Genomic DNA, 18,475 nt, shown 5'->3' on the forward strand with positions numbered 1-18,475 from the left:
CTGAGGGGCGACGGGCTCTCGACCGCCGCCACGGATCAGGCAACCACCTGGTCCGTGGCACCTCAATTATGCACGATTCCAAACACACAAGGGGTGTTCCAGCGGAGTGAGACGCAGGAATTCCCTGGAGCACCCCTCATCCGTCGCCTGCGGCGACACCTTCTCCCACAAGGGGAGAAGGGGAAGAACGGTCGCTCTCCACCGTTCACTCCACCCCCGCATCATGCTAACCACCCCTGCATGGCACAGAAGAAAGCATTCGAGGTCGATGGCTGGTTGGCGAAGCCCGATCCGCGCATCTCCATCGTCCTGCTTTATGGCCCCGATCGCGGCCTCGTTTCCGAACGCGCCAAAGCCTTCGCCGCGAAGACCGGCCTGCCGCTCGACGATCCGTTCTCCGTGGTCAGGCTCGAAGGCTCGGAGGTCGACCGCGACGAAGGCCGGCTGCTCGACGAAGCCCGCACCGTGCCGATGTTTTCCGATCGCCGCCTGCTCTGGGTGCGCAACGCCACCGGCCAGAAAGCGCTGGCCGACGACGTCAAGGCGCTGACTTCGGAGCCCGCGCGCGACGCGATCATCCTCATCGAGGCCGGAGACCTGAAGAAAGGCGTCGGGCTGCGCGCCGTGGTCGAGGGCGCCGACAACGCCATGGCGCTGCCATGCTACGCCGACGAGGCCCGGGACATCGACACGGTGATCGACGACGAATTGCGCAAGGCCGGCATGTCGATGACGCTGGAAGCCAGGCAGGCGCTGCGCCGCAATCTCGGCGGCGACCGGCTGGCTTCGCGCGGCGAGATCGAAAAGCTTGTCCTCTACGCCCATGGCCAGAAGGAGATCGGACTGGAAGAGGTGCGCGCCACCTCGGGTGACGTGTCCGGCGCTTCCTTCGACGACGCGGTCGACGCGCTGCTCGAAGGCAAGATCGGCGACTTCGACACCGCCTTCACCCGTCACTGCCAGGGCGGCGGCCCGCCCTTCCTGGTTCTGTCCTCCGCCATGCGGCAGTTGCAGCAGATCCAGGTCATGCGCGGCCAGATGGAATCGGGCGGCCGCAATGCCGCTTCCGTGGTCGCTGCCGCCCGCCCGCCGGTCTTCTTCTCGCGCCGCAAGCTGGTGGAGAAGACGCTGGAGCGCTGGAGCAGCGAGGCGCTCGGCCGCGCGCTGAACCGGCTGCATCAGGCCGTGCTGCAGACGCGCAAGCGCCCGGATCTTTCGGTGCCGCTCGCACGCCAGGCGCTGCTTGGTATTGCGGTGGAAAGTGCGAGACTGGCGCAGAGGTAGGATTTGCGCGAACAAGCTGTTCCACTCGTTTAGAGTGAGCAAGATCACCGCAGAGTTCGCGATACGGGGGAATGATGGCAAAGAAAATTGTTATAGGTTTCTTTTTTAGTCTGTTTCTAACTTGGCTTTTCTGGCGCTTGGTCTGGCTATTCCCCCTCAGCCGGGAGATGGACAACATTACGTTTGTGGGGAGCCCTATCCTTGCAATCATTATCTCGGTCTGGCTCGTTCGCTCCAAACTTATGACCAGCAACAATGCCCGCGAGGATGCGGACGTCTAACGGAATAACGCTCTGGAGCGTTGGACGGCGAAGTGCTTACCCGTGCGCTGGAAACACTTGCAGTCAGCCGTGCTGCAGACACGGCGGCGCCCGGATCTTTCGGTGCCGCTGGCACGCCAGGCGCTGCTCGGCATCGCTATCGAGAGCAGCCGGCTGGTATAGCGATAAGCGCCCCGCCGTTCGCGTGACTAAGCCGGAACGTAGGTCAACCGGATCACGTCGTCGCCAATTCGATCGCTCGCCACCAGCCGCAAGCGCGGCCGTGGGCCGGCGAACAACGGCTTGCCCCGGCCGAGCACGACCGGATGAAGGTAGAGCCGGTATTCATCGACGAGGCCGAGGTCGGTGAGGCTTCCCGCCAGTTCTGGTCCGGAAACCTCGATCTCGCCATCCAGCCCAGCCTTCAGCCCGCGTATCGCCGCCTCGACGTCATCGGCGATGAGAGTGGCGTTCGGGCCGACGGATGTCAGCGACCGCGACACGACCCATTTCGGCTGGCTGCGCCACGCCGCCGCATAGTCGCGCTCCGTCTCGCCCCATTCCGGACGGTCATCGTCCCAATAACGCATCACCTCATACATGCGGCGGCCATAGACCGTGCCGGCCAGCCCGCGCACATCGTCGATAAAATGGCGAAACAGCACGGCATCGGGGCCAAATGCGGTGTGGTCGACATAGCCGTCGAGCGACTGGTTCAACGCGAAAACAAGCTTCGCCATGCTGCAGGCCTCCTCCCGGTCGCAAGTAAAGCTGTGGGCCGACGCTATGCAGAAACAAGGTGGGTTACAATCCGGCGGCGGCCTCGCTGGTGCCAGATGGTGTCACCGCCGCGGTTCTCAAGCACATCTCGGACTGTTCCTCCGCGCGCTCCCGGTTCCTTCCGTTGCGGTTCACGCTCGGGAGCGGCCAATGCCGACAACAAAAAAGGGCCAGCACGGCGGCTGACCCTTCCACTTCATCTTTCGCCGGAACTTTATTCGCCGGCTACTTTTCTTTTCAGCGCAAGAACCTGCTAGTCCTGCTTCAACCTGCGGCAGAGCTCGTCGAGCTGCTCCAGGCTTCGATAGGCGACGCGCAGCGTGCCGCCCTTGCCCTTGTGATCGATCGACACGATCATGCCCGTGGTGTCGGTCAGGAGTTTCTCCAGCGCCAGCGTGTCGGCATCCTTGTCGGCGGCGGGAGCCGGAGCGGCCTTGGCGCCATTCGAGCCGCCGTTCGCCGGCATCTGCGCCAGCGCTTCGGCCTGGCGCACCGAAAGTCCCTCCTCGACGATGCGCTTGGCAAGGCCGGCCGGATCCTCAGCCGTCACCAGCGTGCGCGCATGACCCGCCGACAGCGCGCCGTCGACCAGCATGTCGCGGATCACGTCGGGCAGCTTCAGCAGCCGCAGCGTGTTGGCGACATGGCTGCGGCTCTTGCCGATCACCTGGCCGAGATCGGCCTGGGTATAGCCGTGGTCGTCGATCAGCTGCTGATAGCCGAGCGCTTCCTCGACCGCGTTGAGGTCGGCGCGCTGCACGTTTTCGATGATCGCCAGTTCGAGCGCCGTGCGGTCATTGACCTCGCGCACGATGACCGGAATTTCGGTCAGGCCGGCGCGTTGCGCGGCGCGCCAGCGGCGTTCGCCGGCGATGATCTCGTAGCGGCCGGCCTGGGCCGGCGACGGACGCGCCACCACCGGCTGCACCACGCCATGCTCGCGGATCGATTGCGCCAGATCGGTAAGCTCGGCTTCGCCAAAGTGCCGGCGCGGATTCTTCGGGTTGGGGCTGAGAAACTCGATCGGCACCTTGCCGTCTGCGCTCATGCCGAGCTTTTCAGGGGCCGCCGGGCGGTCGATCTCGCCGATCAATGCCGCGAGCCCGCGGCCCAGTCTTTTTCTCGAAAGGTCTTCGCTCATCTCAATTCCAAGTCTTCGGATCCAAGTCTTCAGATGGTTTCGTCTTCAGATCGTTTCGGTATCGAATCGGCTGTTCACTATGCGCGCCGCCTAATCAGGCAGCGCGCAATTTGCGCTCGCGGCGGATCACCTCGGAGGCCAGTTGCAGATAGGCCTGGCTGCCCGAGCATTTGAGGTCATAGAGAATCGCCGGCTTGCCGTAGGACGGCGCCTCGGACACCCGCACATTGCGCGGAATGATGGTCTCGTAAACCTTGTCGCCCATATGGGCGCGCACATCCTGCACCACCTGGTGGGCCAGGTTGTTGCGCCCGTCATACATGGTCAGCACGATGCCCTGGATAGTGAGCTCCGGATTGATCGAGCGGCGCACCTGGTCGACCGTCTCGAGCAGCTGGCTCAGGCCTTCCAGCGCGAAAAACTCGCATTGCAGCGGCACGAGAACGGAATCGGCCGCCGCCATTGAATTCAATGTCAAGAGATTGAGCGAAGGCGGGCAATCGATCAGCACATAGCCGAACGGCGCGCCGCGCTCGGTCGCGGCGCGCAGCGCGTTGCGCAGCTTGAGCACCCGGTCAGTCGCCGAGGCGATCTCCATCTCAATGCCGAGCAGGTCGAGCGTCGACGGCACGATCGACAGGCCGGGCACGGCCGTCGGCACGGCGGCGGCTTCAAGGTCGAGCTCACCGGTCAGCACATCATAGGACGAGGTGGTGCGATCCTTGCGGTCGATGCCGAGGCCGGTGCTGGCATTGCCTTGCGGGTCGAGATCGACGATCAGCACTTTCTCGCCGATTGCCGCCAGCGCGGTGGCCAGATTGATGGCGGTGGTCGTCTTGCCGACGCCGCCCTTCTGGTTGGCTACGGTGATGATTCGGGGGCCAGTCTGCAGCATGGGTTTAGGCGAGTAATTCATGTTTGGGTCGCCGAGATCGGTGCAAGCAACCGATCAGCGGGCTCGCACATTGGACAATTCGAGGATGACGCCCTGGGGGTCGGTCATGCTCGGATGTTCTACCAGATCGAAGGCCCATCGGTTAACGCTTTCTTGCACTTCGGCGCGATAATCCCGGCCTTTGTGGAAGAGGCCGCGCGCTCCCGCCGTCAGCCATGGCGCCGTCAGGTCGAGCAGGACCGAAAGCGACGCAAGCGCTCGCGCCGTGACGATTTGCGGCTTTGAAACAAGGGCATGGCTGTCCTCGATGCGCCTCGCCACGACCCGGGCGGCCAGACCGAACTGACCGATCACGGCCTGCAGGAACGACGCTTTCTTCCGGTTGCTCTCAACCAGGTCGATGCTGGCGCCTTCGCGCTCGGCGAGCAGAAAAGCCATGACCAGGCCGGGGAATCCGCCGCCCGAGCCGATGTCGACCCAGTGCTTGGCCTCGGGTTCGATGCGCGCCAGTTGCGCGCTGTCCAGTATGTGGCGCTGCCAGACGTCGTTCGACGTCGACTGGGCGACGAGATTTATGCTGCAGTTCCACTTCTGGAACATGGCTTCGAAAGCTACCAGCCGATCGAATGTTTCACGTGAAACCGGGCCGGCGGCCTCCTGCAGGCTCTCCTGGGAAAAAGAACTCACGCAACATCTCTTTGTTCGCTCTGGCGCCTTTGAGCGCCCTCATGATGTCGGACATGCGCGACAATGATTGCCAGGGCCGCCGGCGTCATGCCTTCCATGCGCTGCGCGTCCGCGATCGAACGAGGCCGCCGCGCCTGCATCTTCTGCTTCAGCTCGTTGGACAGCCCAGGCACGTTGGCGAAGTCGACATCCTCCGGAATCAGCCGACTCTCCTCATGCCGGATCTGTGCGACGTCAGTCTTTTGGCGCTCGAGATACACCGAATATTTCGCTTCCGTTTCGAGACGCTCGGCGGTCTTGGCATCGATCCCGCCGAACCGGGAATCGATCGCGGCAAGCCATGCGATATCGACCGAGGGATAGGCCAGCAACTCATAAGCCGAGCGGCGCACACCATCCCTGTTGATCTCGAGCCCGTGCCGCGCGGCTTCGTTCGGTGTCATCGTCAAGGAGTTCGCCAGTTCCCGCGCCTCATCGAGCCGCCGCGTGACCTCGCCATAGCGCTCTATGCGCCGCTCCGAAGCAATCCCCAGCCGCGCCGCCAATGGCGTAAGCCGCTCGTCCGCATTGTCGGCGCGCAGCGACAGCCGGAATTCCGCTCGCGAGGTAAACATGCGGTAGGGCTCGCTGATGCCGCGGCTGGTCAGGTCGTCGACCATGACGCCGATATAGGCCTCGGTGCGGCTGAGCACGATCTGCTCGCCACCGCCAGCCCGCCGCGCCGCGTTGAGGCCGGCGAGCAATCCCTGCCCGGCGGCCTCTTCATAGCCCGTCGTGCCGTTGATCTGCCCGGCGAGGAAAAGACCGGCGACACGCCTGGTTTCCAGCGTCTGGTCGAGTTCGCGCGGATCGACATGGTCGTACTCGATGGCATAGCCGGGCTGCAGCATGGCGGCGCGCTCCAGACCGGGGATCGTCTTCAATATGTCGAGCTGGACGTCCTGCGGCAGCGAGGTCGAAATGCCGTTCGGATAGACCGTGGGGTCATCAAGCCCCTCCGGTTCGAGAAAGATCTGGTGCCCGTCGCGGTCGCCGAACTTGACGATCTTGTCCTCGATCGATGGGCAGTAGCGTGGCCCGACGCCTTCGATCGAACCGGAATACATGGCGGAACGGCCAAGATTGGCGCGGATCAGCTCATGCGTCGCGGCGGTGGTGCGCGTGATGCCGCAATCGATCTGCGGCGTGGTGATACGGTCGGTCATCAGCGAGAACGGCACCGGGTTCTCGTCCGCCGCCTGGCTCTCCAGCGAAGCCCAGTCGATGGTCCGGCCGTCCAGCCGTGGCGGCGTGCCTGTCTTCAGGCGACCGAGCCTGAATCCGGCCCTGTCCATCGTTGCGGAAAGCCCCATGCTTGCCTGCTCGTTCATGCGGCCGGCGACAATCTTCTTCTCGCCGATATGGATGAGCCCGCGCAGGAAGGTTCCGGTCGTCAGCACCACCGCGCCGCAGTCGAGCCGGCGTCCATCCGCCAGGAGCACACCGGAGATCCGGCCTTCCCTGATGTCGAAATCGAGAACCTCGCCTTCGACCACGTCGAGATCGTTCTGCTGCCGAATCGCTTCCTGCATGGCAAGGCGATAGAGCTTGCGGTCTGCCTGGGTGCGCGGGCCGCGCACTGCCGGACCCTTGCGGCGATTTAGCAAGCGGAACTGGATGCCGGCGGCATCCGCCACGCGGCCCATCAGGCCGTCCATGGCGTCGATCTCGCGCACCAGATGACCTTTGCCGAGCCCGCCGATGGCCGGGTTGCACGACATGACGCCGATCGTATCGAAACGCAAAGTCACCAATGCCGTGCGGGCGCCGGCCCGCGCCGCAGCGCTTGCCGCCTCGCAACCGGCATGGCCTCCGCCCACCACAACGACATCATAGTGATCGGTCATTTCCAAAAATTCCCAGGACTCAAAGATTGACGGACACATGTCCCCGCGAAGCGACGGTGTCAAGGAAACTTCGCGGCAAGTTTCACGTGAAACAGCCGCGAGAAACCTGGCAGCGGTGTTTCACGTGAGTCAGTGCGCATCGCGAGCGGACACCCTGTCGCAGCAGTGTTTCACGTGAGTCACGCCGATCTTTCGGGGACAAAAATGTTTCACGTGAGTCACTTACCGATGCAGAACTGCGTGAAGATGACATCCAGCAAATCCTCGACGTCAACCGCGCCGACAATCCGCCCCAGGCGATCCGCGGCAAGCCGCAGCTCTTCGGCACGCAACTCCTGCCCGGCCGAACTGTCCATCGTCCGAACAAGATGGCGGCTCGTCTCGCCAAGCAACTCCACATGGCGCAGCCGCGATGGCAGCACATCCCCGATACTGCCCGCCGCGCTCGCCGCGCGCTTGCCGATTTCGGCAAGCAAAGCCTCCACCCCGGCGCCATCCACGGTCGAAATCACGAGGTCATAACGTACCACTGTATCCGGCGTGGCAGAGCTGCTCACCAGGTCGAACTTTGTCCCGACGCGCAACGCGGGCTGCGCGCCGGGGAGCGGACCAACGGCCTTCGGTGTCGCCATATCCTCCAGAAGCAGCACGAGATCGGCACGATCCGCCTTGGCCATCGCTTTCTCGATACCGATCGCCTCGACTTTTCCTGCCGCCTCACGCAGGCCGGCAGTATCCGTCAGCCTGACACGCAATCCCCCCAGATCCAGCACCACCTCGAGCAGGTCACGCGTCGTGCCGGGCTCATCTGTTACAATAGCAGCATCCCGACGCGCCAAGGCGTTGAACAGGCTGGACTTGCCCGCGTTCGGTGCGCCAAGAATCACCACCTCGAAGCCGTCGCGGATGATCTCAGCGGCATGAAAACCGGCAACATGGCGATCGATCTCGCCGATCATCGTCTTTACGTCGGACCAAACCGTATCCGAAACGGAACCCGGCACATCATCCTCGTCGGCGAAGTCGATCTCGGCCTCAATCATTGCGCGGGCATGGATCAGCCGCGTGCGCCAAGACAAATAGAGATCGCTCTGCACGCCTTCGGCATTGTGGATCGCAAAACGCCGCTGCGCTTCGGTCTCGGCGTTGACGAGATCCGCCAGCGCTTCGGTCTCGACCAGATCGACCTTGCCGTTGAGAAAGGCACGGCGGGTGAACTCGCCCGGTTCCGCATGCCTCACCCCATCGAAACCGGCGATCGTCTCCAGCATCCTGGCCACCACGGCGCGCCCGCCATGGACGTGAAACTCGGCGACATCCTCCCCGGTGAAGCTTGCCGGACCTGGAAAGAAGATGACAAGGCCGCTGTCCAGTACGGCTCCATCCAGCGCCCGGAACCTGCGCAGGACCGCCGAACGCTCTTTAACCATGCCGCCTGCAATTGTTTCGACTACGAATCGAGTCTGTGGGCCCGAAATCCGCAGCACGGCGACGCCGGCTGGAAGCCGGCCACTCGACAGCGCCACGATCGAACCGCCTGAAATCATTTGCCCGTCCTGCTGAACCGCCCTAGCCTTTGACATCAAATCGAAGCGAGTTGCATCCATTGACATTGCCCGCGCAAAACCTGCTTGCCGAAGAGGCCAGCCCCTATCTGCAGCAGCACAGCGGCAATCCCGTCCATTGGCGGGCCTGGTCGCCGGCTTCGCTCGAAGAGGCCAGGGCCCTGGACAAGCCGATCCTGCTGTCGATCGGTTATGCCGCCTGCCACTGGTGCCATGTCATGGCGCATGAGAGCTTCGAAAACGACGATGTCGCGGCCGTCATGAACCGTCTGTTCGTCAATATCAAGGTCGACCGCGAGGAGCGTCCCGACATCGACCAGATCTACATGGCCGCGCTCTCTTCGATGGGCGAGCAGGGCGGCTGGCCACTGACCATGTTCCTGACCCCGGACGGCAAGCCGTTCTGGGGCGGCACCTATTTTCCGCGTGAGCCGCGTTACGGTCGCCCGGGATTCATCCAGGTGATGGAGGCCGTCGACAAAGCTTGGCGCGAGAAGCGGGCGAGCCTCAACCAGAGCGCCGACGGTCTGACCTCCCATGTCGAGACGCGCCTTGCCGGTTCGCATGCCAGGGCGCTTCTCGATCGCGACACGCTGTCCGATCTCGCCGGCCGCATCGACGGCATGATCGACCGCGACCTTGGCGGCCTGCGTGGCGCGCCAAAGTTTCCGAACGCGCCTTTCATGCAGACGCTCTGGCTGTCCTGGCTGCGCGACGGCAACGCCGCCCATCGCGATGACGTTCTCATCAGCCTCGAACATATGCTGGCCGGCGGCATCTACGATCATATCGGTGGCGGGCTCAGCCGCTATTCGACGGATGCCGAGTGGCTGGTGCCGCATTTCGAGAAGATGCTCTATGACAATGCGGCGCTCATCCGCTCCTGCAACTGGGCCTATGCGGCAACCGGCAACGATTTGTTCCGGATACGAATCGAAGAGACGGTCGCCTGGCTGCTGCGCGAAATGCAGGTCGATGGCGGCGCCTTTGCCGCCAGCCTTGATGCCGACAGCGACGGCGAGGAAGGTCTTTTCTACACCTGGACCCAGGGTGAGGTGGAAACCGCCCTCGTTCACGATTCCACCATGTTTTTCAAACACTTCACGCTTTCCAGCCCGCATGGCTGGGAAGGTAAGCCCGTCATCCACCAAAGTCGTGCCCAGCAAGCCCTTGATATCACCGACCACGATCGGCTGGTGCCGCTCAAGGCAAGGCTGCTCGCGGCCCGGGAGGATCGGGTGCGGCCAGGCCTCGATGCCAAGGCCCTCACCGACTGGAACGGCCAGATGATCGCCGCCCTTGCCGAGGCCGGCCGTTCCCTGGCGCGGCCCGACTGGATCGAAGCGGCGGCGAAGGCCTTCGCTCATATCAGCGGGGCTAGCCACGACGGCCGCCTGCCGCACTCCATGTTGGGCGCGAAAAAGCTGTTTTCGGCGCTTTCGAGCGACTATGCAGCGATGACGAACGCCGCCATCGCCCTGTTCGAAGCATCAGGCGAGTGGAGCTATGTCGATCAGGCCGGCCGGTTCATCGAACAGCTCGACCACTGGCACGCCGACGCTGCTGGAACCGGTTACTACCTGACCGCCTCCGACAGCACCGATGTGCCGATCCGTATCCGGGGCGATGTCGACGAAGCCATTGCGTCGGCCACCAGCCAGATCATCGAGGCGCTGGTGCGATTGGCCTCGGTCACCGGCGATCTCGACCTGCATGAAAGAGCATGGACGATCGCCGAGCACGCCGCCGGCCGCGCCGCGCACCAGTCCTACGGCCAGACAGGCATCGTCAACGCCTGCGCGCTTGCCATCGAGCCGCTGAAACTCGTCATCGTGGATAGGCAGGAATATCCAACGCTCGTTCCGGTCGCGAATCGAAACCCTGACCCGCGCCGTGTCGATATTGTCGTGCCGATCGGTACGGTGGCGAATCGACCCTTGCTGCCGGGCGGGATTCTGCCTCCGACCAATCGGCCTGGCGCCTGGCTTTGCACCGGCCAGGTCTGTCTCCCCGCCGTGACCGATCCGCAGGAACTGGACCGGCTGCTGCGCCGCCGGTAGATCGGTTCGCCTCAGCCCGACGACACGGAAGCAGAAGGCGCATCGAGCGGCGTGGCCTCCTGCCGGGGTTTGAGCAGCAAATCCTTGGCGGCAATCAACGCGCCCACGATGATGAGGATGCAGGCCAGCCCCACCGACCAGTGGAACACGCCAAAGCCGGCGAGCAGCAGCACGATCACCGAAAACAGCGGCGCCGCATAGGACAGTGCGCCCAGGATCATAATGTCCCCGCGCTTGCAGCCATAGTCCCAGGCATAGAAACCCGCGCCCAGCGGAATGGCGCCAAGCACGACGATGGCGCCCCATTGCATCCCTGTCTGTGGCCAGACCGTCGTCTCCAGGGTGAGGTGCAGTCCCAAAGCGACGACCGCCGTGATGAAGCAGTAGCCCGCCACGACATCGGTCGGCACCTCGCCGAACCGGCGCGACAGCACGGAATAACCTGCCCAGATGAAGGCGCAGAACAGCGCGATGACATGGCCCTTCATTACCCCGTTCGCCAGTCCGACATTGCCCCCCTTGGTGATCACCACGATCGCGCCGGCAAGGCCAAGAACGACGCCGACGACATGATGCGCCTTGAGCTTTTCACCCGGCAGGAAGGCGGCGAAGACAACGATCAGCAGCGGCCAGAGATAGGCGATCAGGCTGACCTCGACCGGCGGCGCCGACTGGATCGCGAAGAAATAGGCGCAATGGTAGATGCACAGCCCCGCAACCCCTGTCGCCCAGACCTTCCACGGCTGCCTCAACGAGCGGATCGCACCCGGCCGGAAAATCCAGCTGGCCGCCCCGACGAGCGCACCGAGAAAAAACGTCATTGCCGCCAGCTGAAAAGGCGGGATTGGCCCCGCGGCGGTCGAGAGCAGCGCCAGGAACGACCACGTCAGGATGGCCGAAAAGCCGACAAGGGTCGGGATGGTTTTCTTCAAACTGCTTCACCTCTGGCATGGAATCCCGGGAACAAGCCAGGATCGAAGCCAAGCATCGCACGGCACTGACCCGATCCACCGACGCATAAAGCCGCTCACTGTTGCGAATGCGACCCGATCGGCGGCAGCAAAAAGCCCCACCCCGGGTTCTCCGGAATGGGGCTGGATGCTGGTCCGGAAGTTCCGGACAGACCGTCAGGTGTTCATCGAATCGAAGAAGTCGCCATTGGTCTTGGTCTGCTTGAGCTTATCGATGAGGAACTCGATCGCGTCTGTGGTTCCCATCGGCGCCAGGATGCGGCGCAGCACGAAGATCTTCTGCAAATCCTGGCGCGACACCAGAAGGTCTTCCTTGCGGGTGCCGGACTTCAGGATGTCGATCGCCGGATAGATGCGCTTGTCGGCCACCTTGCGGTCGAGCTGGATTTCGCAGTTACCGGTGCCCTTGAACTCTTCGAAGATGACTTCGTCCATGCGGCTGCCGGTATCGATCAGCGCCGTGGCGATGATCGTCAGCGAGCCGCCTTCCTCGATGTTGCGGGCGGCGCCGAAGAAGCGCTTCGGCCGCTGCAACGCGTTGGCGTCGACACCGCCGGTCAGCACCTTGCCGGATGACGGCACGACGGTGTTGTAGGCGCGGCCGAGGCGAGTGATCGAATCGAGCAGGATGACGACATCACGGCCATGCTCGACCAGGCGCTTGGCCTTTTCGATGACCATTTCCGCGACCTGGACGTGGCGCACAGCCGGCTCGTCGAAGGTCGAGGAAATCACCTCGCCTTTCACCGAGCGCTGCATGTCGGTCACTTCCTCCGGCCGCTCGTCGATCAGAAGCACGATCAGGTAGCATTCCGGATGATTGGCGGTGATCGAATGCGCGATGTTCTGCAGCAGCACCGTCTTACCGGTGCGCGGCTGCGCGTTGATCAGCGCGCGCTGGCCCTTGCCGATCGGCGCAACCAGATCGATCACGCGAGGCGAGATGTCCTTGCTGGTCGGGTTGTCGACTTCCATCTTCAGCCGCGAGGTCGGATAGAGCGGCGTCAGATTGTCGAAATGGATCTTGTGGCGGATCTTTTCGGGATCGTCGAAATTGATCGTGTTGACCTTGAGCAGGGCGAAATAGCGCTCGCCCTCTTTCGGGCTACGGATCGGACCTTCGACCGTATCGCCGGTCTTCAGCGAAAAGCGGCGGATCTGCGAAGGCGAGATATAGATATCGTCGGGGCCCGGCAGGTAGTTGGCATTGGCCGAGCGCAGGAAGCCGAAACCGTCCTGCAGCACCTCGACCACGCCGTCGCCGATGATTTCGACGTCCTGGGCGGCCAGCTTCTTCAGGATCGCGAACATCAGCTCCGTCTTGCGCATTACTCTGGCATTCGCGACCTCGAGCGATTCGGCATAAGCGATCAGCTCTGGCGGTTTCTTGTTCTTGAACTCGGCGAGTTTCATTTCTTGCATTAGATAGACTCTGGGTAGGCTTTGGGAAAAAATCGGCGGAATGCGACAAATGCCGGGCGCGGCCGAAAGCAATGACGGGCGGCGCATGACGGGAAGGAAGACCCGTCTTTTATCGTCGGTCGGTTGAAAGAGCAAGCCGCCTTTTGGGACGGTTGAAGCTGCCTCAGAAGGGCTTCACGACAACCAGGATCACGATGGCGATCATTAGCAATGTGGGGATCTCGTTGACGATCCGCCAGTGCCTTGCCGGTTTTTCGTTGCGGTCCTCGGCGAATTTGCGCACCGCGCCAGCGAGATAGCCGTGAATGCCAGACAAAATGAGCACCAGGCCGATCTTGGCGTGCAGCCAGCCGCCCTGGAACGCGAAGATCTTCCAGGCCATCCACAGCCCGAACACCCAGGTCACGATCATCGCCGGATTGATGATGCCGCGCAGCAGCCGGCGCTCCATCACCTTGAACGTCTCCGACTGCACCGATCCCTCTTCCGCGTCGGCATGATAGACGAACAGCCGCGGCAAATAGAGCATGCCGGCCATCCAGGCGATGACGCCGAGAATGTGAATCGCCTTCGCCCAGGGATAAAAGCTCTCCGGCGCAAAGAAGTACAAAAGCGCCGTGAGAACGATCAGCACGCCGATGCCAATGGTCATACGCATCATCGCCTGGCCGGTGCTGTTCGTGCCGCTGGTGTTGTTTGACTGGGCCATCAGCGTGCCGCGCTCCGAACCTGTTTCACCATTGCCTCGACATGGGCGACCGGTGTCTCCGGCGTAATGCCATGACCGAGATTGAAGATCAGCGGCCCGTCGCCCAGTGCCTTCAAAATAGAATCGACGCCATCCGACAGCGCCTTGCCGCCAGCCACGAGCCGCAAGGGATCGAGATTGCCCTGAACGGCGCCCGAACGCTGCAGCGCCTTCGCGGTCTCCAGCGGCACCGTCCAGTCGATCCCCAGCCCGGTCACCCCTGTCCTTTGGCGATAGCTCTCGTAGCGGGCGCCGGCGCCCTTCGGAAAGCCGATGATCGGAACATCCGGATGGACCGCCCGAACCTGTCTGACGATCTCGGCTACCGGCCGGACGCAGAACTGATCGAAAGAAGCATCGTCGAGCACGCCGGACCAGGAATCGAAAATCTGGACGACATCGGCGCCGGCCTCGATCTGGCGGATCAGATAGGCAGCCGAATGATCGGCAAGCACCTTCAGTAGCTGTAGAAACGCCGCCGGCTCGCGATAGGCGAACAGCCTTGCCGGCGCCTGGTCGGGCGTTCCATGGCCGGCGATCATATAAGTCGCCACCGTCCATGGCGCGCCGCAGAAGCCGATCAGCGTCGTTTCATCAGGCAGCTTTGCCCGCAACCTGCGCACCGTCTCGTAGACCGGTTCGAGATTCACGTGAAACACATCGCTGCCGAGCGCCGCGATTTCACCAGCCGTGATCGGCGTCAGCAGTGGTCCCCGTCCCTCCTCGAAACGCACATCGCGGCCAAGCGCATGAGGAACGACAAGGATGTCGGAGAACAGGATCGAGGCGTCGAAGCCGAAGCGTTCGATCGGCTGCAGCGTCACTTCCACGGCAAGGTCGGGATCATAGCAGAGATCGAGGAACGAACCGGCCCGCCTGCGCGTTTCCCTGTATTCGGGAAGATAGCGCCCGGCCTGACGCATCATCCAGAGCGGAGGCGGAAAGCACTGCTCCCCTCTTAGGACATCAAGCATGATCCGTCGTGCTGGCATGGAACGCTCGCTTCTCCCGGCTTCCCTTTAATCAAATATCTTATTTCAAGAGAATCTTCTGATTCTAAGAGTCTGTTGGTTGTGGTGGTTGTCACCTGTCCCGCTTCGGTCGCCAAAACGCCAGCCAGCATTTTGTCGCGCGCTTCTTTATCCCGGATACAAGGCTATGGGGACAACTCGGAATCCGCTTTCGGAGTCAAAGCGTTAGGGGCTTCGTAAAAAAGCCCGTCCTGTGGATGGGTGAAAAGCAAAAAACTCTGTCCACGGACTTGTCCCCAGCCGGGCGGCGAAGCTGACAGAGGACCGAATTGTGGACAACCTGCCATCTGATACAGTCGGTCCGAGCCAGCCTGTCATTTCATCCAGCCTTATCCACACCCGCCCACAGCCCCAGGTGAACCCTGTGAACAAACCCCAGAGCTTCTTCCACCTGCACCTGATTTCCGACGCCACGGGCGAAACGCTGCTCGCCGCCGGCCGCGCGGCCTCGGCGCAGTATAAGGACGCGCGCGCCATCGAGCACATCTATCCGCTCATCCGCACGGAGAAGCAGGTGGCCAAGGTGTTCGAGGACATAGAGGAGGAGCCTGGCATTATTCTCTATACGGTCGTCGACCAGAAGCTGGCGCGCGGCATAGACGAGCGCTGCGCGGCCATGGGCCTGCCTTGTGTTTCGGTGCTGGAGCCGGTGCTGACGGTTTTCCAGTCCTATCTCGGCACGCCGGCCGGCCGCCGCGTCGGCGCCCAGCACGTGCTCGACGCCGAATATTTCCGCCGCATCGACGCGCTCAACTTCACCATGGAGCATGATGACGGCCAACTGCCGGCCAATATGGACGATGCCGATATCGTGCTGATCGGCATTTCGCGGACGTCCAAGACGCCGACCAGCATCTATCTCGCCAATCGCGGCATCAAGACCGCCAACATCCCGATCGTGCTCGGCGTGCCGGTGCCCGAAAGCCTGATCAATGCCAAGACGCCGCTGATCGTCGGATTGATCGCCACCGCCGAACGCATCTCGCATGTCCGCCAGAACCGCATTCTCGGCAATTCGAGCGCCTTCGTGCCGACCGACTATATCGATCGCGCCGCCATCAACGAGGAACTCGCCTATGCCCGCCAGATCTGCACCCGGCACGGCTGGCCGATGATCGACGTCAGCCGCCGCTCGATCGAGGAAACGGCGGCGGCCATCGTTGCCCTGCGGGGGAAGAACAGATAATTGGAATGCGCGGCGCGTTGCTGACATCCACCGCCGCGAAGTTTGAAAAGTCGCGGCATGGATCCTAGGGTCTGCGCCGCGTCGCTTCGCTCCTTGCTTCGCCCTAGGATGACGAAGGGAGGATTGTCTCCGCCAATCTCCAGCGGTCGAGAGCAGTAGCCAAGGGGTATGGCGGCCGAGAGCAACCTATTCAGCCAGCATCTTAACGACGCACGAGACGCGTAACAGGCGCACCAACCATGACCGAAAAAATCATCCTCGCTTCCGGCAGCCCGTTCCGCAAGGCGATGCTGGAACATGCCGGCATCGACATCGAGGCGGTTCCGGCCACGCTCGACGAACGCGCGCTCGAAGCCCCCTTGCAGGACAGCGGCGCCTCGCCCGAGGATGTCGCGCTGGTGCTGGCGGAAGCCAAGGCCACGGAGGTGAGCGAGCGACGGCCCGGCGCCCTGGTGCTCGGCTGCGACCAGACGCTGTCGCTGGGCGACGAAGTGTTCCACAAGCCGGCCGACATGGAAGGCGCGCGCCGGCACCTGCTGGCGCTGTCGGGCAAGACCCATCAGCTCAACAGCGCCGCCGTCCTGGTGCGCGACGGCAAGGTGTTGTGGCGGCATGTCGGCATCGCCTCCATGACCATGCGCAAGCTCGATCCCGGCTTCATCGGCCGGCATCTCGCCCGCGTCGGCGCAAAGGCGCTGGCCAGCGTCGGCGCCTATCAGGTCGAAGGCGAAGGCATCCAGCTGTTCGAGAAGATTGAAGGCGACCATTTCACCATCGTCGGCCTGCCGCTTCTGCCGCTTTTGGCGGAGTTGCGCACGCTGGGAGCGATCGATGGCTGAGGCAACGAAGAAGGCCTTCGTGTCAGGCCATCCGATAAAACATTCGCGGTCGCCGAAAATCCACGGCCACTGGCTGGCCGAACACGGCATCGACGGCAGCTATGAGGCCATCGATGTCGCGCCGCAGGATTTCGCCGCGTTCCTGGCGGGGCTGAAGGCGAATGGCTATGCCGGCGGCAACGTCACCATTCCGCACAAGGAAGCGGCCTTTGCCGGCGTTGCTCGGCGCGACCATGCGGCGGACCAGATCGGCGCCGTCAACACGCTGTGGTTCGAGGACGGCGCCTTGTGGGGCGGCAACACGGACGCCCATGGTTTTGCCGCCAACCTCGACGACTACGCGCCGGGCTGGGCGGCGAATGGCCCGGCCGTGGTGCTGGGCGCCGGCGGCGCTTCGCGCGCGGTCATCCACGCGCTGAAGGAGCGAGGCGTCGGCGACATCCGCATCGTCAACCGCACGCTTGCCCGCGCCGTCGAACTGCGCGACCGCTTCGGCGCCGGCATCTCGGCGCATGAGCCGGCCGCGACCGCCGAACTGTTGCGCGATGCCGGCCTGCTCATCAACACAACGGCGCTTGGCATGCAGGGCAATGAAGGCCTGCCGGCGGATCCGGCGCTGCTGCCCGGCCATGCCGTGGTCCATGACATCGTCTATGTCCCGCTCGAGACCCCGCTGCTTGCGGCGGCCCGGGCGCGCGGGCTGAGAACGGTCGACGGGCTCGGCATGCTGCTCAACCAGGCGGTGCCGGGCTTCGAACATTGGTTCGGCGTCAGGCCCAAGGTCACGGCTGAACTGCGCGCGATCATCGTCGCCGACCTGGCGCCGAAATCTCCGGAAGCCCATTCTCCGGTGGCCAGGACATGATCGTGCTCGGCCTCACCGGCTCGATCGGCATGGGCAAGTCGACGACGGCCAAAATGTTCGTCGATGCCGGCGTGCCGGTGCACGATTCCGACGAGACGGTGCACCGACTCTATGCCGGCAAGGCGGCGCCGCTGGTCGAGGCTGCGTTTCCCGGCACCACCGCCGGTGGCGTGGTCGACCGGGCAAAGCTTGGCGCCCGCGTGCTTGGCGACGCGGCCGCGTTGAAACAGCTTGAGGCGATCATCCATCCGCTGGTCCGCGCCGATGCCGACGCCTTCCTGGCGAGGCATCGTAACGCGGGCGAATCGATCGCCGTGCTCGACATACCGCTTTTGTTTGAAACCGGCGGACGCGGTCGTGTCGACAAGGTCGTGGTCGTGACCGCACCCGCCGAAGTCCAGCGACAACGCGTGCTGGCGCGGCCGGGCATGGGCGAGGAGAAACTGGCGTCGATTCTGGCCAAGCAGGTTCCGGACGCGGAAAAGCGAAAGCTGGCCGATTTCGTCATCGACACCGGCAACGGCCTTGAAGCGGCCAGAGCGGCGGTCGATGCGATCATTGCCGAACTTTCCGGCGCTGGTCGCTGAGGCTTTCCCTTCTCCCCTTGTGGGAGAAGGTGTCGCCGAAAGCGACGGATGAGGGGTGGTCCAGCGTGGCGGCCGCTTTGACGGCAGCGCACGGCGCGGGTTTCCAACATCTCATTTCACTGGAACACCCCTTGTGTGTTTGGAATCGTGCATAATTGAGGTGCCACGGACCAGGTGGTTGCCTGATCCGTGGCGGCGGTCGAGAGCCCGTCGCCCCTCAGGTGCCGATACCGTGGATGAGCTGGGGCCCGACCGTCTTCTTTTGTGA

Annotated in this window: 16 protein-coding genes; 6 read left to right on the forward strand and 10 right to left on the reverse strand. The window is 63.3% G+C overall.

The genetic code is table 11. The annotated features are described in order from the left end of the window. Window positions 1-240: 240 nt before the first annotated feature. On the forward strand, window positions 241-1,284 hold the full coding sequence (holA, locus tag J0I79_RS29195) for a DNA polymerase III subunit delta (RefSeq protein ID WP_292867577.1): 1,044 nt from the start codon (window positions 241-243) through the stop codon (window positions 1,282-1,284). A 469-nt stretch (window positions 1,285-1,753) separates the two neighbouring features. Here the strand turns inward: holA and J0I79_RS29200 are convergent, their stop codons facing one another. The 6 genes from J0I79_RS29200 to mnmE form a co-directional block, all read right to left on the reverse strand. Continuing rightward, entirely contained in the window at window positions 1,754-2,284 is a 531-nt protein-coding gene (locus J0I79_RS29200; protein WP_292867580.1) for a dihydrofolate reductase family protein, read from the reverse strand. A gap of 293 nt (window positions 2,285-2,577) precedes the next feature. Then, window positions 2,578-3,465, reverse strand: coding sequence for a ParB/RepB/Spo0J family partition protein (locus J0I79_RS29205; RefSeq protein WP_292867583.1), 888 nt, complete (start codon window positions 3,463-3,465; stop codon window positions 2,578-2,580). 94 nt (window positions 3,466-3,559) lie between these two features. After that, window positions 3,560-4,360 (reverse strand): ParA family protein, encoded by an 801-nt coding sequence (locus J0I79_RS29210; RefSeq protein WP_292867620.1) that lies wholly within the window; start codon window positions 4,358-4,360, stop codon window positions 3,560-3,562. 54 nt (window positions 4,361-4,414) lie between these two features. Further along, window positions 4,415-5,047 carry a 16S rRNA (guanine(527)-N(7))-methyltransferase RsmG gene (rsmG, locus tag J0I79_RS29215; protein ID WP_292867586.1) on the reverse strand — a complete coding sequence of 211 codons (633 nt, stop codon included), beginning with the start codon at window positions 5,045-5,047 and terminating at the stop codon, window positions 4,415-4,417. Then, window positions 5,044-6,933 (reverse strand): tRNA uridine-5-carboxymethylaminomethyl(34) synthesis enzyme MnmG, encoded by a 1,890-nt coding sequence (mnmG, locus tag J0I79_RS29220; protein WP_292867588.1) that lies wholly within the window; start codon window positions 6,931-6,933, stop codon window positions 5,044-5,046. Before mnmG ends, rsmG begins: the two co-directional genes overlap by 4 nt. Window positions 6,934-7,151: 218 nt before the next feature. Continuing rightward, on the reverse strand, window positions 7,152-8,480 hold the full coding sequence (gene mnmE, locus J0I79_RS29225) for a tRNA uridine-5-carboxymethylaminomethyl(34) synthesis GTPase MnmE (RefSeq protein WP_292867622.1): 1,329 nt from the start codon (window positions 8,478-8,480) through the stop codon (window positions 7,152-7,154). A gap of 59 nt (window positions 8,481-8,539) precedes the next feature. Between mnmE and J0I79_RS29230 the strand changes: the two genes are divergently transcribed. Beyond that, on the forward strand, window positions 8,540-10,558 hold the full coding sequence (locus tag J0I79_RS29230; protein WP_292867591.1) for a thioredoxin domain-containing protein: 2,019 nt from the start codon (window positions 8,540-8,542) through the stop codon (window positions 10,556-10,558). Between the two features lie 11 nt (window positions 10,559-10,569). Here J0I79_RS29230 and J0I79_RS29235 read toward each other — a convergent pair whose 3' ends face one another. The 4 genes from J0I79_RS29235 to hemE form a co-directional block, all read right to left on the reverse strand. After that, complete coding sequence (locus tag J0I79_RS29235) at window positions 10,570-11,490, reverse strand: EamA family transporter (RefSeq protein ID WP_292867594.1); 921 nt, start codon at window positions 11,488-11,490, stop codon at window positions 10,570-10,572. A 195-nt stretch (window positions 11,491-11,685) separates the two neighbouring features. After that, complete coding sequence (gene rho, locus J0I79_RS29240) at window positions 11,686-12,951, reverse strand: transcription termination factor Rho (RefSeq protein ID WP_292867597.1); 1,266 nt, start codon at window positions 12,949-12,951, stop codon at window positions 11,686-11,688. 163 nt (window positions 12,952-13,114) lie between these two features. Next, entirely contained in the window at window positions 13,115-13,660 is a 546-nt protein-coding gene (gene hemJ / locus J0I79_RS29245) for a protoporphyrinogen oxidase HemJ (protein ID WP_292867602.1), read from the reverse strand. Then, window positions 13,660-14,691 (reverse strand): uroporphyrinogen decarboxylase, encoded by a 1,032-nt coding sequence (gene hemE, locus J0I79_RS29250; RefSeq protein WP_292867605.1) that lies wholly within the window; start codon window positions 14,689-14,691, stop codon window positions 13,660-13,662. The genes hemJ and hemE overlap by 1 nt, the downstream gene beginning before the upstream one ends. A gap of 403 nt (window positions 14,692-15,094) precedes the next feature. Here hemE and J0I79_RS29255 point away from each other — a divergent pair, with 403 nt between their 5' ends. From J0I79_RS29255 to coaE, 4 genes are all read left to right on the forward strand, one after another. Beyond that, window positions 15,095-15,916, forward strand: coding sequence for a pyruvate, water dikinase regulatory protein (locus J0I79_RS29255; RefSeq protein ID WP_292867608.1), 822 nt, complete (start codon window positions 15,095-15,097; stop codon window positions 15,914-15,916). A 239-nt stretch (window positions 15,917-16,155) separates the two neighbouring features. Next, entirely contained in the window at window positions 16,156-16,755 is a 600-nt protein-coding gene (locus J0I79_RS29260; protein WP_292867611.1) for a Maf-like protein, read from the forward strand. Continuing rightward, a complete protein-coding gene (locus J0I79_RS29265) occupies window positions 16,748-17,620 on the forward strand; it encodes a shikimate dehydrogenase (RefSeq protein ID WP_292867614.1) in 873 nt (290 codons plus the stop codon). Before J0I79_RS29260 ends, J0I79_RS29265 begins: the two co-directional genes overlap by 8 nt. Then, the gene (gene coaE, locus J0I79_RS29270; RefSeq protein WP_292867617.1) at window positions 17,617-18,207 is read left to right on the forward strand and encodes a dephospho-CoA kinase; all 591 of its coding nucleotides are present in this window, start codon (window positions 17,617-17,619) and stop codon (window positions 18,205-18,207) included. Before J0I79_RS29265 ends, coaE begins: the two co-directional genes overlap by 4 nt. The last annotated feature ends 268 nt before the right edge of the window (window positions 18,208-18,475 follow it).

It is taken from the genome of Mesorhizobium sp., from assembly GCF_017306585.1.
Taxonomy (GTDB): domain Bacteria; phylum Pseudomonadota; class Alphaproteobacteria; order Rhizobiales; family Rhizobiaceae; genus Mesorhizobium.